The 13,970-nt window shown below is 42.4% G+C and carries 15 protein-coding genes; 13 read left to right on the plus strand and 2 right to left on the minus strand.

Going from position 1 to position 13,970, the window contains the following annotated elements; translation table 11 throughout:
- Positions 1-10: 10 nt before the first annotated feature.
- Positions 11-3,157 (minus strand): peptidoglycan DD-metalloendopeptidase family protein, encoded by a 3,147-nt coding sequence (locus M5J74_RS01870; RefSeq protein ID WP_250015130.1) that lies wholly within the window; start codon positions 3,155-3,157, stop codon positions 11-13.
- Between the two features lie 459 nt (positions 3,158-3,616).
- On the opposite strand from M5J74_RS01870, the gene M5J74_RS01875 reads away from it, so the two are divergent.
- On the plus strand, positions 3,617-3,787 hold the full coding sequence (locus M5J74_RS01875) for a hypothetical protein (RefSeq protein WP_250015132.1): 171 nt from the start codon (positions 3,617-3,619) through the stop codon (positions 3,785-3,787).
- Positions 3,788-4,031: 244 nt separating this feature from the next.
- On the opposite strand, the gene M5J74_RS01880 is transcribed toward M5J74_RS01875, so the two are convergent.
- Positions 4,032-5,072, minus strand: a complete 1,041-nt coding sequence (locus M5J74_RS01880) for a hemerythrin domain-containing protein (protein ID WP_015152436.1) — start codon at positions 5,070-5,072, stop codon at positions 4,032-4,034.
- 368 nt (positions 5,073-5,440) lie between these two features.
- Between M5J74_RS01880 and M5J74_RS01885 the strand changes: the two genes are divergently transcribed.
- The 12 genes from M5J74_RS01885 to M5J74_RS01935 all read left to right on the plus strand — a co-directional run bounded on the left by M5J74_RS01885 (position 5,441) and on the right by M5J74_RS01935 (position 13,872).
- Positions 5,441-6,181 (plus strand): DUF2993 domain-containing protein, encoded by a 741-nt coding sequence (locus tag M5J74_RS01885; RefSeq protein ID WP_015152437.1) that lies wholly within the window; start codon positions 5,441-5,443, stop codon positions 6,179-6,181.
- A 110-nt stretch (positions 6,182-6,291) separates the two neighbouring features.
- Entirely contained in the window at positions 6,292-6,837 is a 546-nt protein-coding gene (locus M5J74_RS01890) for a DUF2231 domain-containing protein (protein WP_250015133.1), read from the plus strand.
- A gap of 293 nt (positions 6,838-7,130) precedes the next feature.
- Positions 7,131-7,355 carry a DUF167 domain-containing protein gene (locus tag M5J74_RS01895; protein WP_250015135.1) on the plus strand — a complete coding sequence of 75 codons (225 nt, stop codon included), beginning with the start codon at positions 7,131-7,133 and terminating at the stop codon, positions 7,353-7,355.
- Between the two features lie 72 nt (positions 7,356-7,427).
- Positions 7,428-7,559 (plus strand): hypothetical protein, encoded by a 132-nt coding sequence (locus M5J74_RS32465; RefSeq protein ID WP_256498657.1) that lies wholly within the window; start codon positions 7,428-7,430, stop codon positions 7,557-7,559.
- A gap of 279 nt (positions 7,560-7,838) precedes the next feature.
- Positions 7,839-8,561 carry a V4R domain-containing protein gene (locus M5J74_RS01900; RefSeq protein ID WP_106217466.1) on the plus strand — a complete coding sequence of 241 codons (723 nt, stop codon included), beginning with the start codon at positions 7,839-7,841 and terminating at the stop codon, positions 8,559-8,561.
- Positions 8,558-9,079 (plus strand): hypothetical protein, encoded by a 522-nt coding sequence (locus M5J74_RS01905; RefSeq protein ID WP_106217467.1) that lies wholly within the window; start codon positions 8,558-8,560, stop codon positions 9,077-9,079. Before M5J74_RS01900 ends, M5J74_RS01905 begins: the two co-directional genes overlap by 4 nt.
- 12 nt (positions 9,080-9,091) lie before the next feature.
- Entirely contained in the window at positions 9,092-9,577 is a 486-nt protein-coding gene (locus M5J74_RS01910) for a hypothetical protein (protein WP_015152442.1), read from the plus strand.
- A 55-nt stretch (positions 9,578-9,632) separates the two neighbouring features.
- Complete coding sequence (locus M5J74_RS01915; protein WP_106545317.1) at positions 9,633-10,301, plus strand: V4R domain-containing protein; 669 nt, start codon at positions 9,633-9,635, stop codon at positions 10,299-10,301.
- A gap of 30 nt (positions 10,302-10,331) precedes the next feature.
- The gene (locus M5J74_RS01920; protein ID WP_106171630.1) at positions 10,332-10,814 is read left to right on the plus strand and encodes a 2Fe-2S iron-sulfur cluster-binding protein; all 483 of its coding nucleotides are present in this window, start codon (positions 10,332-10,334) and stop codon (positions 10,812-10,814) included.
- A gap of 160 nt (positions 10,815-10,974) precedes the next feature.
- Entirely contained in the window at positions 10,975-11,448 is a 474-nt protein-coding gene (locus M5J74_RS01925) for an allophycocyanin (RefSeq protein WP_106171632.1), read from the plus strand.
- 101 nt (positions 11,449-11,549) lie between these two features.
- Positions 11,550-12,536 carry a tetratricopeptide repeat protein gene (locus M5J74_RS01930; RefSeq protein WP_250015137.1) on the plus strand — a complete coding sequence of 329 codons (987 nt, stop codon included), beginning with the start codon at positions 11,550-11,552 and terminating at the stop codon, positions 12,534-12,536.
- 457 nt (positions 12,537-12,993) lie between these two features.
- Positions 12,994-13,872: a serine/threonine-protein kinase gene (locus tag M5J74_RS01935; RefSeq protein WP_015152447.1), complete on the plus strand. Its 879-nt coding sequence runs from the start codon at positions 12,994-12,996 to the stop codon at positions 13,870-13,872.
- Positions 13,873-13,970 lie beyond the last annotated feature (98 nt).

Genomic DNA, 13,970 nt, shown 5'->3' on the forward strand with positions numbered 1-13,970 from the left:
ATGTTTTACCTTAACCAATGTTTACAATATCCAACTGACCAGACACAAACTGTCCCTCATGTGGGATCAAGGAAGAGTTACTAGCTACCAACTGATTGCATACGGTACAGCCAGAGGTATATTTTTCGTGTATGACTTTGGCTACACGCCTAGCACGACTGGAATTAGTCGTAGCGTATTGTCTCCCAGCATGGCGACCTAAGCCCAACTTGTATTCACCCCAGGTAATGTTACCGTCTGATACCGCATCAGCTTTTTTAGGGTCTTTCTCTATGCGTCTCAAGAAACCATCACCACCCCAGATTGCAGCTAGGACATGTTCTATAGTCTTCAAACGCGCAGTACCAAACTTCTGTAGGTAAGGTTTGACTACCTTCCTTAGCTGATCGGCACGGGACATTTTCATAATTTCATGTCTGGTGTATCCTAGCTCTGAGGCTGCTGCATCACCTACTTGGATCAGTCCCGAATACCCAACACCGTTATCCGCATTAGGTTCCCATCCAGATTCATACTGCACGATATCAGCTATCCATATAGCTGGAATTCCTAAATCTGTAGCTATCTCTGATAGTGCTTTCCTAGCTTCCTTATCCCTAGCTAGGACGGCATAGCCATAATTCTTATCTGGGGTGTTATCCCTAGCAGCACTGAAGTTATCCTTCCCAATTGGCTCGTAGCTATTCCTGATCGGATTGCCATTGTGATAGACGTTGTTAACTGGTCTAGCTGGCTGCTTACCATACCTGTCGTAGATTTTATCTCCCCTAATGTAGAAGCCACCCATCAAGGGTTTAGCGTCAGCAGGGATGGGATTGATGTTGTTTGGGTGTCCTCCCTCGTAGGGGTTATATGTTACTTCCCAGCCTTTGGAACTACCTCTAGGGCGTACAGTTCCATAACCTTGATTTAACCTTGCTGCCTCTAGCTCTGGGTCTACAGTGTTTTCAAATCCACCGTTAACATCACGTCTAAATTCCCAGTGAAGATGTGGACCTCTAGAATTTCCCGTACTACCCACACGTCCTATTACCTGATTAGGCTGTACCCTCTGCCCTTCCACAACATAAGATTTACCTTCCATGTGGGCAAATCGTTGAATGACACCATCATCCCCCCTGATATCTACGTAGTTACCATAGCCAGCAGGGTCAAAGCCTTTATTGACTACTTCGCCACCAATAATTGCAATCACGGGCGTACCAGCAGGAGCAGCTAGATCGATTCCACCATGAGGTCTATTACGTCCGTGTCTGGGCGATCCAGTACCACCATAACGATCTGTTACAGTGACTTGGGCATCAGCTCTAAACGGAGTAATAATCGACGAACTCTCCACTTGCAATCTTTTCATTGCAACACCACTAGCACGCCCAGAACTAAAATTTGGGTTGGCTCCTGGGGTTGTAGCTTTGGGTGACTGTGGTACTGAGTTCATCAGTGTATTGGTCTGGTCGATTGTTGCTCTGTACTTGGCATACATCTGATCGTGTGACTGTTTACCTTGATGCAATCCGTAAGGCTCTAGTCTTTGTTTGGCTCGAAGATATTCGTTATCAATATTTGCAATCTCTTCCAGAATAGAGTTGCGTGTTAGATCGTATGTTTGACGAATAGAAGTTTTAGCATCGTCAGATAAATCTCCAGGGGCTTCATATCCAAACATCTGCTTGATCTTTTCTTTGTAATCAGCAGCTACCTTTGGATCGTTGCTATTCTCAAATCTAACTATCTGCTCGTCTAATGCAGCAAGCTCCTTTGTCTTTTGGATCTTACGCTGTCTTAGATCGATCTCTTTCTGTTTGAATTCTTTGTATTCTTCAGCTACACCAAACGCCTGCTGATATGCCCGTATATCCTTCATGCGTGGATTCTTCTTAGCTGATTCCAATGCTCCTGGGGTTTCAGCTAAGGTATAAGCCATATGCCCTATCCATTGATTTGTAACTTCTACCGTGTTTAAATCCCTGGCAACACCCTGAGACTGTAGCTGGTAGATGTTATCTCTGGTCTTTAGGTTTTCTTCGTATTCTTTTTCAACTGCATAAGGATCGCTTAACTCTCTAGCTGTTTCAATAGGAATACTGTACTTCTGGGATAGTTGATATTGAATAGCTGCGTATTCATTAGGACCAATCTCTCCAAGCTTCTTAGCCTCGTAGTATGGGGCAAGCTCATTCATGAATGCTTGGCTGTTGTTAATCTTCGCTTCTACCTGAGCGTGTTTGTCCGCACTTAAGCGGACTGATTTCTCTAGCTCCTGCAAAGACTCAGCACGAATAGCAGATAATTGCATCCCATCTAATTCTGGATGTTCTTCAGCAAACTTTTGAAAGTTACTGTCATATTCTTGGAGTAGAGGAGTAATATCGGCTTCTGTATTGACTATTCGAGCTAACACGCCAGAATTCTTAATCTTAAGCAGTGCTACGCTTTGATCGACTAGATGACCGCTCATCTTCTGAGCATTGTCAAAGTTCAGCTCGTTGTATTTGCTGGAAATAGCTTCTAGTGGACCATTTCCGTATTGCATCAGCTTTACAGTATCTTCGGGTGACACATCCCTAGCCGTGACAGTTTCTCTTACTTTCTGTCTGTAGTAGGTAGCGCCATTCTCAGCAATGATGCTAGGAGCAGAATTAACTAAATCCTGCATCTCTCCGTAGGACACGGTAAAGTTTACTTGCTGCTGGGCTTTCTCTTTTTCAAACTGAGCTTTTTGCCTATCCATGACATGCTTTTTCAACACGTCTTTCAAATTAGCTTGTCGTTGCTGAAGTTCTTTTTTCTTCGTCTCCTTTTTACGAAACTCTAATTCAGATTGGTTATACAAAGTTTGAGCAATGCCAGCAAGGTTTTGTGATGCAGTTTGTTGGTTTCTTCCTGCTACATCGGCAGCACGATAAGCAGCAGCTACTCTAGCATCACTTCTTGCAATTGCATCTTGCGTAAGCTGTCTATTCATCTCCATTTCTTGTTGGAGAGTAGTAGATAAAGACTGATAGCCTTTCTGCAACGATTCACCTGCTTTTGGTAATAGCTGATCGTTGTAGGCTGGTAGCTTTGCGTAATCTACTTTATCTGTAGTTATCGGTGTAACGGTAGCTCTATCAGTCCCGATAACACGTAATTGGTAAGGATCAAAGCCATTACTCATAATAGTGGACTGTAAACTATACTTTAATTATATCTACTATTAATTGACAAAAACATAGGCAAACAAGTAGTCCATGCCAACGAACAACCTTAAGCAGCAAATTGACTATTAATGGTCTATGTTTTTGAACTATAATTAATGTAAGAAGCTACACAAAGTTATTGATATGGGGAATCGGTTTAGCATAGCCAGACACACAAAAAAGGAAAGCTCTGTTATTTCTCTTTACTTGAATCGACCATTGATATTATTAGTAAATCAGTATGCATTCGAGAATGGTATTAGCTTCGGTCTAGCTGTTAGGAGATGCATAAGAGTAGCTTTATGTGGTGAGAGACTAGAAGATATGAATAAAGAAATGGAGGAATAGAAATGCGATTTATCCCACTAGGACAACACAGCCAAACAATTCCAAGACCAATAGGAAAATAGGAGTAAAAACAATGTCTAGAGGTTCAAGTGTCTAGAGGTTCAAGTCCAGGTAACACCCCCAAACGCTTTGAAGCACAAATTCCACACCACAAGCGTGACCCTAAGACCAATTGGGGTAGCGGTGCTAATCTCAAGTTTGAGAGCGATACGGGTGGTAATCAATCCGGTGAGTACAAAGTACCAAAGGAAGAAATATAAAGATTTCTACCAACTTGTCTATCATCCTAAAGACTGATATACACTGAAGTCTAATCTAGCTGGGCTTCGGTGTATATTTTTGCTTTGCACTGGAAATGCTGTTTGGGGGCAACTTCAACGTGGGTTCGAATCCCACCCTCTCCGTTGAAATGTCATACGTCGATTAAAAGTAGGGGCGCACAAATATGCGCCCCTACTAAATTTACGTTCCACTAAAATTAATCTGTGGTCTTACCGCATCAGCCTAGCTGACAACGCCCATTTCTTGTTGCGCTTTGGCTTTAGCAGCTTTGAAGTCGCTAGCCATTTGCTCGCTTTGGTCGCTACTGAGGTTGTTACGAATTGCGGTAAACATGTCGAACTCTTCTTGACGAATGTGATCGCCCACAGCATCCATCAGTTGCTTAACTTTATCTTTGAACTGCGAATTAGAAGGATCGATCGCTTTAATCTCATCTAATTTGGTTCTGAATTCAGCTTGCTCGCTGTAGAGTTCTTGAACTTTGTCTTCTGGATAGAAAGCACGCACTCTAGGATAGACTACTTCCTCTTCTGCGATCGAATGAGCCAACAGATCTTTGTAAATTTGACCGAAGTACTCTTGGATCTTCTGAGGATTGTCACTCTGCAACAACTCGGTGAACAGTGTATTCACTTTGCTGTGATCTGCGCGAATCAGATCTTGGACGTTCATATCCTTCTTATCAGAAGTTTGGGTAACGGCACTACCGACTACGCCAGAGAAAGCCGCAACCGCATCTTGTACGCGCGCCCACAGCCCTTGGTCTGCATCCTTGCCAGTCAGCTCGCGAGTCCCAACTTGCTCTAAGATCCCTTTGAGTTGTTCTTGGTGCGCTCTGTTTTCAAAGTTAACTGTATTCAAAGGACCGAACGCTATATCGACATCTGCACCTACGACTTGAGCAGCTTTGTGCAGCATGATACCAGTCATTGCTTGTCCGTGTTTGAGCAGTTCGTGCTGAGCGAACTTGTCATACAAAGACAATTCAGACCCTTGCATCATTTGCTTGGTCTTTTCGATTAGCTCTTGTGTAACCTTTCTGGGTTCTCCCTGAATGCCATATTGTACGATGACAGTCTCAATAACGCCCAAGTTCTTGCGATCGGAATCGAGCATTTCTTGAAGCCGCTTTTGAATTTCCGAATCGTTGATTTGTCCTAGCAGTGTTTCTTCGTTAGAAATAATTAACTCTTGTAGAGCTTTCACGTCAGCTAGTTTAACCGCAATAGCAGAACGCTTGGTATCGTCTAATGTTACGACCATCTTTTCCAGTTCCTCTCAAGATTTTTGGATGTATCGGCTACATCTTTTAGGTTGTCACGCAGATTGCCCAATTCCATCTTTCTTTTGATGGATCGGTAGCATAGTTAGAAAAAACCAGTCAAAAGGTGGAAAAAGGCTCAGAGATAGCTAATTAATTCGGCTTATAGGTGATATTTCTTGTCAGGCTTTCTCAAGCAGAAAAAAATTAAAATTTGTTTAAGGAAGATTTGTCTATTGACTAAAAATCTGCTGACGTTTTGATATAGGTTGACTCAACGTAGAATCTCCTCCACCACAAGACAGATACACAACGTTTGACAAATCGTTAGATTGACTCAAGAGGAGCAAACTAAGGGTATAAGATTCGGATGTCAGAACAACAAGGATTGGGAGAACAAGCGCTGAATAAAGCAGCAGAAATCGGATTGTCTAGTCAACTCGATGAAGTAGAAAAGTTAGATGTAGATATTAAAACAGATCCGCTCAAAGCATTGCAAGGACAAGTAGACTCGGTGGCGATCGCAGGTGAAGGAATGGTGATGCAAAAAGACCTGCGAGTAGAAAAGATGGATATGCAGGTGGATAGCGTTGCCATTAACCCCCTCAGTGCGGCAATGGGTAAAATCGAACTTACTCAACCAACCCAAGGTAAGGCTCGCGTGGTTTTGACAGCAGCAGACATCAATCGCGCTTTCAACTCCGAGTACATCCGTCAGCAACTGCAAGCCACAAAAATTGAGATTAACGGGCAACAGATGACCGTAGTTCCGCAGCAGGTAGATTTCCAACTACCAGGTGAAGGAAAAGTGTCCCTGAATGCCAACATCCGCTTGCAGGAAACTAACGAAACAAAGCAAGTAGCTTTTACTGCCGTACCGGAAGTTGCATCTGGAGGGCAAACTGTCACCTTAAAAGACGTGCAATATGGAGACGAACAAGCACAATCTCCAGAGTTAACTAAGGCTTTAGTAGATGCAACCAGTGAAATTTTGAATCTGAGCAACTTTGACCTCGAAGGGATCTCCCTCCGTATCAAAAATTTACAGGTCGAAGCAGGAAAGATCGCCCTAATTGCAGAGGCTAATGTTACGCAAATTCCATCAGCATAACCTGTAATTTGAGGTATTAGGGGTTAGCACTAACCCCTAACCCCTAAACGTCAGTTGCTATAACGGGGTAACTCCCGCAACGCACTGGCTCCCCATAACCACTCACTCTTATGGACACACAACAAAAAACAGGAACGCCACCATATCCTGACATTCCTGCCCTGATTGAGAATGACGAGCGCGAATACCGCGATCCTGGTATACCTAGTACAGTGGCAGTGTTGGGTCATCCGATCCACCCATTGCTTGTGACCTTACCGATCGCTTTTCTATTGGCATTGGCTGTCACTGATACAGTCTATTGGTTGAATAAAGACCCTTTCTGGGCAAGAGCATCTTTTTGGTTAGTAGTGGCTGGGTTTGCCACGACTTTACCAGCAGCCCTGACAGGTTTGATGGACTTCTTGAGAATCGATCGCGTGCGTAAGCGTACTGCTGGTTTGGCGCATTTGGTTCTCAACATTACTATTATTGTCTTGACGGGTATTAATCTCTTACTCCGGCTTAACAATGTAGTAGGGGCTATTTTGCCTACAGGCTTGACACTTTCACTCATTACTGCAACACTTTTAGGACTGTCCGGCTGGTATGGCGCAGAGCTAATCTATCGACATAAAATTGCTGTAATTGGCAACAGTAGCCGTTCAGAACCATAGTTAGCAAATATCTATTCTTGAGGTAAGCTAATATTTGCGATCGCCGCTTACCTTTAGTTTTGAGTCCATGTTACCGAACTCTACTCAAACCACATACATAACTATTTCAATGCTCGTCGTTTCTACGATGGGCTTTCTTTTATTGTGACCTCCTTCTCTGTTGGAAAAGAGCTGCTCTACTCTCTTAGAGCAGGCATGACTCGGCTCCATCTTTTCTTGGTGGAACTTTCCCTAGTATATATTAGGCTGTTTTTTAGGATGGTTGTGGTTGCGGCAATTAGAGACGAAAGAAAATGCAGAAGAAAGTTAAAGTGGCACCAAATTCCAAGCATCCAGCTATTAAAGAAGAACCTGATGGCAGTTTAACGGTTCATTTGAAATCTCCGCTCATAAATGGTAAAGCTAACCAAGAATTAATTCAACTATTAGCTAAAAAATTTGAAATTCCAAAAACTCGAATTAAAATTAAATCCGGCTTGGTATCCCGTCAAAAATTAATTGAAATTGACTTGAATTGAAATATTGGAAATCATAAATAAAAATATCCATACAAATGCAGAAACAGTTTCGTCGAAAATCTATACTTTTAATTGAAGCACTCAACAAACAGAATTTACAAAAATAATTATGCAGCAAGTATAGTCATCTTCCACCAAACAGCAAAATTAGGCGATCGCTGGCAACTAACAACTGATAACTGTACGGGCGAGTTTAGCAAATAGATGGACAGCCTTAGCGAGTAAATCTGTGCTTCATACCTACCCCGACAATAACTGATAACTGTATTCCGTAAGATCGCGTAATCATCCTAATATTACAGAAAATTAATAGAAAAATCAGTGAATTCAAGGATGCTCGCCTAACTGACGCACAGTTAAATATAAAAGTTAAATATGTAAAACAGGGAACTTTGTAGGCTTTAACGCTATAAAAAGTTAGCCTCGCGCTAGAAACTACACGGAAGAATCACCCGATTTTTCATGCATAGGAGTATTTTTTAAATGGTTATCTCGTCCGACAATTTGCTCTTTTCTACTCACTCAAAACCAGGTACACAAGCAGAATATTCCTTAAAGAAGAAGTATCCCCAGAAGCACGACCATTACAGCTTTGATGACTACTTCCAATTTCAACCGAACACGGGCATTGTCACCGATTGGCACGACCAGCGCCATCTATTTGCCACAGAAGACTTCATCGTAGGATTAATTGAGGGATTGGAAGAAGAAGTCGGTAGTGCTTCTACAGTCTTGATGTACAACATTGGCTTCGAGTGGGGAATCAGGGATGCCAAATTCTTTCAACAGTGGTTTGAGCAGGAATATGGCAAGAACGTCAAAGAAGTCAATTCCCTGTACATGCTAGAAGCATGGTGGTGGCCCTTCACCGCTCAAGGCTGGGGCAACTGGGAAGTCGATATGAGCGACCATAAAAACGGGTTCATGTTCGTCAACATCTTCGATTCTGCCGTAGCTAGAACGTTGGGCGATGTTGGTAAACCAGTTTGTCATATCTATGCGGGATTATTTGCTGGATTCTTCAGCGATCTCGTTAAAAAAACCTTGAGTTGCATTGAAATTCAGTGCTACTCAATGGGAGAAACATACTGTAAATTCCTCTTGGGTACAAAAGACCGAATTGATGCTGCTGCCTTCTGGCACAACGAAGGTGCTACAGCTCGCGATATTGAAAAGCGGCTGCGTCATGGAGAACGGTTAGGATGAGGAATCGAAATGCTTTGCTGTGCCAATCGGTACAGCAATTTTTGCACTCTTGTAACTGGGACGGACAAGAGATTGAGGATGCCGATTACCCGCAACATCAACTTAGCGAGGAATTCCTCTCTTCTTGGGAATGCTTGACAGTTCAACAATTCTTGCGGCTTTGCGGTTGGGAAGGAGGACAACAGCCTGCTAAGAGCGATGCGCCGATTCCAGCGCCACTACAAAATCAATCGCCGCTACAGCATTTTACTCCCATCGCCAATCCTCATGCAGCTTGGTTGCGGCTTTCCGTCAAAAAATTCTTCAGCCATTGCAATTGGCAAGGGCGACCAGTTGAGGATGTTAACTGGGGACAACTAGACCCCTATGCCCGAATGAAACAACGAGTCAGAGATTGTTTTGGGTATCTTCCTTGGGAAGGGAATCCAGAAATTGGAACTCTGCCCAAGTCTGCGACTAAGCTACCGCCACCTTTAGCTCCCGAACCGACCTTTTCAGACTTATCAGATCTATTCTAAAGCTGCAAATTTATGTACCCAGAAATCAGAGCCATACTTGATGATGCTGAAGAACGCTATCTTAGGCTAGAAGAAATAGTTGCTTTGAAGCATCATGTTTCATCCTTTGCCCAACGCTTGCAAGTTTATGAAGTGCTGCGGGATAACGAAATTGCTATTTTTCAACCGATCGCCGACCAACTGCTCGTAGCTTTTCCCCAACACAAACAAGAAACCATCGAACGCGCCTTAAAAAATTGGCTGGGAACGCTACGTTACTGTGCAATGGCAATGCTGTTGAATAATCCCATGTTTCTCCAACATCGTTTGCTGGAATGGCTGACGGACATCATTCAAGTTCACCAAACACAAGGCATTGATACAACCCTTTATCAGTTCCTCATAACTCGCCTGCCAGAAATTTTGGCTGAGGAACAAATGGCTCTGCTGCAACCGTTCTTAGCTCAAGTGGAACAAGCTGTCATGGGAACTTGTAGTGCAGCCACAGTGCCAGCATAAGTATCACTCGTCAGCATAACTCACTATCAAACAAGCAGAAGCAACAGACAAAATCATGATTACTGTCGCCGATTTAATCAAAGACGAACGCTTACCAGGAAATTATTTTGCCTTTGATGCCTACATTCAGGGTGATTTTGAATCAGGTTTACTGGAAAATCGCCACGGCGATCGCCTCATAGCAATTCCAGACACGCTGATTCAATCGATTTATACCGCGCTTAACCAAGAAACAGGTCAAGCTTCCGGTGTAGTGCTTGCTAATTGCGGACGCTGGTGGGGCAAAAATTTCTACGCTCGGTTTATCGAACAAGTTAGCGAGTACTACTCCAAGCCGATCAACGAAATGGAGATGGTTGAGTTTACCCAGTGTCTCAGACAGTGTTGGAAAGCTCATGGCTGGGGAACTTTTGAATTAGATTTGAGCTACTACCAACAAGGATTTTTGGTGGTGAAAACTCAGAATTCTCCCTACGCCAAGCAAGCACCCCAAAGCAAACGACCAGTATGTCACTTTGAAGCAGGTATCCTCCGTGCTTTCTTCAGCCAACTGACAGGTCGAGAACTCCACTGTCTGCAAACAACCTGCGAATCTCTAGGAGCTGAGTACAATCACTTTGTTCTAGGTTTAGCACAACGAATCAAACCAGCTGATGCTTGGTTAGAAGAACAGCAAGAGCATGAAATTATCATGCACCGACTCTGCAATAGTTCCAATCAATGAAGTAATTAGCAATTAGCCAATTAGGAAAACATGGCAAAGACTGTCAGACTAGAACCAATCGGTGAAGAAACTTCCATTCAAACGAATGGCAACATCCTATCTGTTCTGTTAAAAAATGAACTGAATGTGTTACATGAGTGTGGCGGTCGAGGAATGTGTGCTACCTGTCATGTTTACATCAAAAGTGGCATGGAAGGCTTGTCTTCACCTAGCCGACGCGAACGGCGTACCATTGAGGTCATTACTTCTGCTAACAATAATTCTCGCCTCGCTTGTCAAGCTTTAGTGATTGGTGAAGGCGTAGTCGTTGAATTACCTTCTGGTACGTATGTCAGTGCAATTGATGATATTGAGTCTCTCATTGGCACGCGGGCAGAACAAAATATCCTTCACCCTCTAGACGGTAGAATTCTCGTGGAAGCAGGTAAGTTGGTTACCCGTTCGATGATTACTCAACTTCAAGATACTCGTAGTGAGGTTACCGAATATCTAAATCATGCCAGCGATACCTAAGCGCCATACCATTTTAGATTTTAGATTTTGGATTTCAGATTTTGAATTTCAGATTTTGGATTGTAGAAACATTGCAGAATAGTAATTTCAGCAATTCATATCTAGCAAGGCTAAAACCGAATAGTGTTGTCAATATTATTGCCCAGGAGTAGAAAAGTTTATGTTGAGTCAGTTAGCCCGCTTGACCGTAGAAGCGGACGGTCGCTACGCTACTTCAGAAGAACTTCAGTTTCTTAAAGATTACATTGAGTCTCTTGATTCTCGTGTAAGTGCATATCAGAAAATTCAAGCTGCTGAGGCAGAAGTTCTCAGTCAGTTGGAGGCAAAGTGGGCTGCTAACGAGAATCTGTTTGGGCAAGGTAACAATAAGCTCAATGTTTCAACCTGCCAACGCGATCTGAAACATATGATACGTTACACAGCCACAACTGTGTTGAGTAGCGATCTCGATCGCCTGCGAGAAAGTTGCTTGCTTTGGTATCAAACTATCGTTCGTGCTTATAAATACGGACATATTGCTAACATCACTTATCCATTACTAAACGAGTTGATGAAACAGTTTCTATCTACTGAAGAAGCAGCGCTTGCATCTCCAGTTTTAGGACTCAACCAAGTGATTTTGGGTAAAACATAACTGGTAGTTGGTAATTGGTAGTTGGTTGTTAGTCAATTACTATTACCCATTACCCATTACCCCTTACCATTTCCTTAATTGAAAATTCACAATAAGTTACTATGCAAGATAATTTCACAGCACCAGCAAATAAATATCCTTGGTTAGAAAAGGTAGAAATCGCGTCGGTCGTTGGTTCAATTGGTGGCGCGATCGCTTCTTTTATGCTAAATCAGGCAGCAGTTGCTGCAATTCCACTCTCTGTTACTGTCGCACTCAATTTAACCAATCGACGGATACTGTTAGATTATTTAAAACAACACAATTTAGCCACGATCGCTCAAGTTTTACAAGAGCAGGTAAAAACTCAATCTAATCTGGAAAGACTGAGTGAAGAATTAGGTACATTTGAGCAACAAACAGAGAAAAAGCATGGTGAAGCTCAAGCTGGAATTAAGTTGTTGGACGAACACCTTCAGCTAACAAATAATAACTTGCAACAAGCGCGAGAAAATAGCGATCGCACTCTTGCTCAACTCCAACAGCAAGACGCAAACATTCAAAATCAGTTACAAACGCAACTAGAAACGCTCAACCAGCAGCTAGAGCAGCTCCAGCAACAAACTAATATGCTAGTACAGGAGCAAAACAACCGTTTAATGAACGAACAAGCTAAGATTGCTAGAACTGTAGATGCTTTGCGCGATATCGAGACTTGCACTCAAAGTTTGCGGATCAATCCGATTTCTGCTAATGCTTTCTTCAATCGCGGTTTGAGTTACCAACGCTTAGGCGATCGCGAAGCAGCAGTTGGCGATTTTACAGAAGCAATTCGAGTTAATCCTCAATATGCAGAAGCTTTTCAAAGTCGCGGTCTTGCCCATGCCGATCTCGGTGATAAAAAAGCAGCAGTAAGGGATTTACGCGAAGCCGCCAGACTATTCTTTGAGAGCGGTGAGATTGATAAATATCAAATTGCTCGCGACCTCGGTAAGAAGTTTCACGATTTAGATTCGCCTAGTGAAGCAGAAGCGCTCACAGAGGTGGCTTACGAAAGCTCAATGGCAGGATCGTTTGAAGATATTGCCTTAGAGTCTTTGTTCTCTTAATTTAGGTCAATTGGGAGGCGATCGCGCCGTAACGAAATCTGCCCGATCTATGTAACGTCATTTTTGTTTAGTCCAAAACTAAGCAGGACTTACGCAGTCGATCCCCCAAACCCCCTTAAAAAGGGGGGACTTTAAGCCCCCCTTTTAAGAGGGGAACCAGGGGGATCGAGATCTCAGATTTTCTTGTGCGTAACTCCTGACTAAAGCAAAGTTGACCAAAATGAATTGGGGTTACATGACCCCAATTCTCAGTTATTTTCAATTTTTGAGCTGTCAGTCAGTGGATCGAGCCTGTTTTGGTATTTCAAGCATTTATAGAAACTCCGCTAAAAGACTAATATCTAAAATTAAAACTAGCAGATAGCAGAGCAGTCATAACAGATTTGATACAAAGCATTATATCGCTCTAATCGTTGTAACCGACACAAAAATTAAGATACTTTTTATCCTAAAAACTATGAGTGAAACTTTACCAATTTCCTCCAAATATCATATTTTAAAGCTAGTTGGACAAGGGCAATTCGGACGAGTCTACTGTGCTATTGATAAAAAAAATGGTAAAACTGTAGCACTTAAAGAACTCGACCAACAAAAGTTTCCCACGAAAAAGTTTTTACGAGAATTACATTTCTTATCTAGCTTGCAGCATCCAAATATCATTTCTTTCCAAGGTATAGAGCATATAAAAAATGCAAGATTTCTGGTTATGGACTATTGCGAAGCCGGAACTTTGCGTAATTTCATGCAAAGCGATGACTTTAATCTCATTCACGGTTTGAAATTTATTACAGATATTCTTGCTGGACTGGGACACGCACACACTCGTGGTGTCGTTCACTGCGATATTAAGCCAGAAAATATTTTAATTAGTATAGGTTCTACTAGCTACTTAGCTCGGATTTCTGATTTTGGTTTAGCAAGAGTTTGTCAAGAAATTTCTACAGATAAAATTATCTGTACTGGTTCTCCTGCATATATGGCTCCAGAAAGATTTTATGGTAAATCTTCTCCAGCGTCAGATCTTTATGCAGTTGGAGTCATGCTGTACGAGTTGGTTTTGGGTTTTCGTCCTTTTTCAGGAATGCCAGGAGAATTGATGACAGCTCACATGAATCAAGCTGTGGAAATTCCTAGCGCTGTTCCGCTCTTACTACGTTCTACAATCTCCACTGCCATGCAAAAATTCCCTAACAAGCGGTTTCCATCAGCAGCTGAGATGATGAAGTCAGTGCAATTAGCCATAGAAGTAGAAAAAGTAACGTACGGTAATATTCCTCCTCTAAATATACCTTCTAATATTCCTTCATTCTCTTACCTAAATAGTACGCAAGCCTAGTAAACTAATAAGCTAATCAATTGCGATCGCCACATTTTTTGTTTAAGAATCTACTTATTTTTTGACGACATCACGTTACCTTTACTATCAATTAATAT

It is taken from the genome of Chroococcidiopsis sp. CCNUC1 (assembly GCF_023546805.1).
Taxonomy (GTDB): Bacteria; Cyanobacteriota; Cyanobacteriia; order Cyanobacteriales; family Chroococcidiopsidaceae; genus Chroococcidiopsis; species Chroococcidiopsis thermalis.

Bases quoted from the DNA above. Each gene is read 5' to 3' on its own strand.
- M5J74_RS01935 (WP_015152447.1), top strand. From the start codon at position 12,994: ATGAGTGAAACTTTACCAATTTCCTCCAAATATCATATTTTAAAGCTA.
- M5J74_RS01895 (WP_250015135.1), top strand. From the start codon at position 7,131: ATGCAGAAGAAAGTTAAAGTGGCACCAAATTCCAAGCATCCAGCTATT.
- M5J74_RS01915 (WP_106545317.1), top strand. From the start codon at position 9,633: ATGATTACTGTCGCCGATTTAATCAAAGACGAACGCTTACCAGGAAAT.
- M5J74_RS01920 (WP_106171630.1), top strand. From the start codon at position 10,332: ATGGCAAAGACTGTCAGACTAGAACCAATCGGTGAAGAAACTTCCATT.
- M5J74_RS01900 (WP_106217466.1), top strand. From the start codon at position 7,839: ATGGTTATCTCGTCCGACAATTTGCTCTTTTCTACTCACTCAAAACCA.
- M5J74_RS01905 (WP_106217467.1), top strand. From the start codon at position 8,558: ATGAGGAATCGAAATGCTTTGCTGTGCCAATCGGTACAGCAATTTTTG.
- M5J74_RS01910 (WP_015152442.1), top strand. From the start codon at position 9,092: ATGTACCCAGAAATCAGAGCCATACTTGATGATGCTGAAGAACGCTAT.
- M5J74_RS01930 (WP_250015137.1), top strand. From the start codon at position 11,550: ATGCAAGATAATTTCACAGCACCAGCAAATAAATATCCTTGGTTAGAA.
- M5J74_RS01925 (WP_106171632.1), top strand. From the start codon at position 10,975: ATGTTGAGTCAGTTAGCCCGCTTGACCGTAGAAGCGGACGGTCGCTAC.
- M5J74_RS01870 (WP_250015130.1), bottom strand. From the start codon at position 3,157: ATGAGTAATGGCTTTGATCCTTACCAATTACGTGTTATCGGGACTGAT.
- M5J74_RS01880 (WP_015152436.1), bottom strand. From the start codon at position 5,072: ATGGTCGTAACATTAGACGATACCAAGCGTTCTGCTATTGCGGTTAAA.
- M5J74_RS01885 (WP_015152437.1), top strand. From the start codon at position 5,441: ATGTCAGAACAACAAGGATTGGGAGAACAAGCGCTGAATAAAGCAGCA.
- M5J74_RS01890 (WP_250015133.1), top strand. From the start codon at position 6,292: ATGGACACACAACAAAAAACAGGAACGCCACCATATCCTGACATTCCT.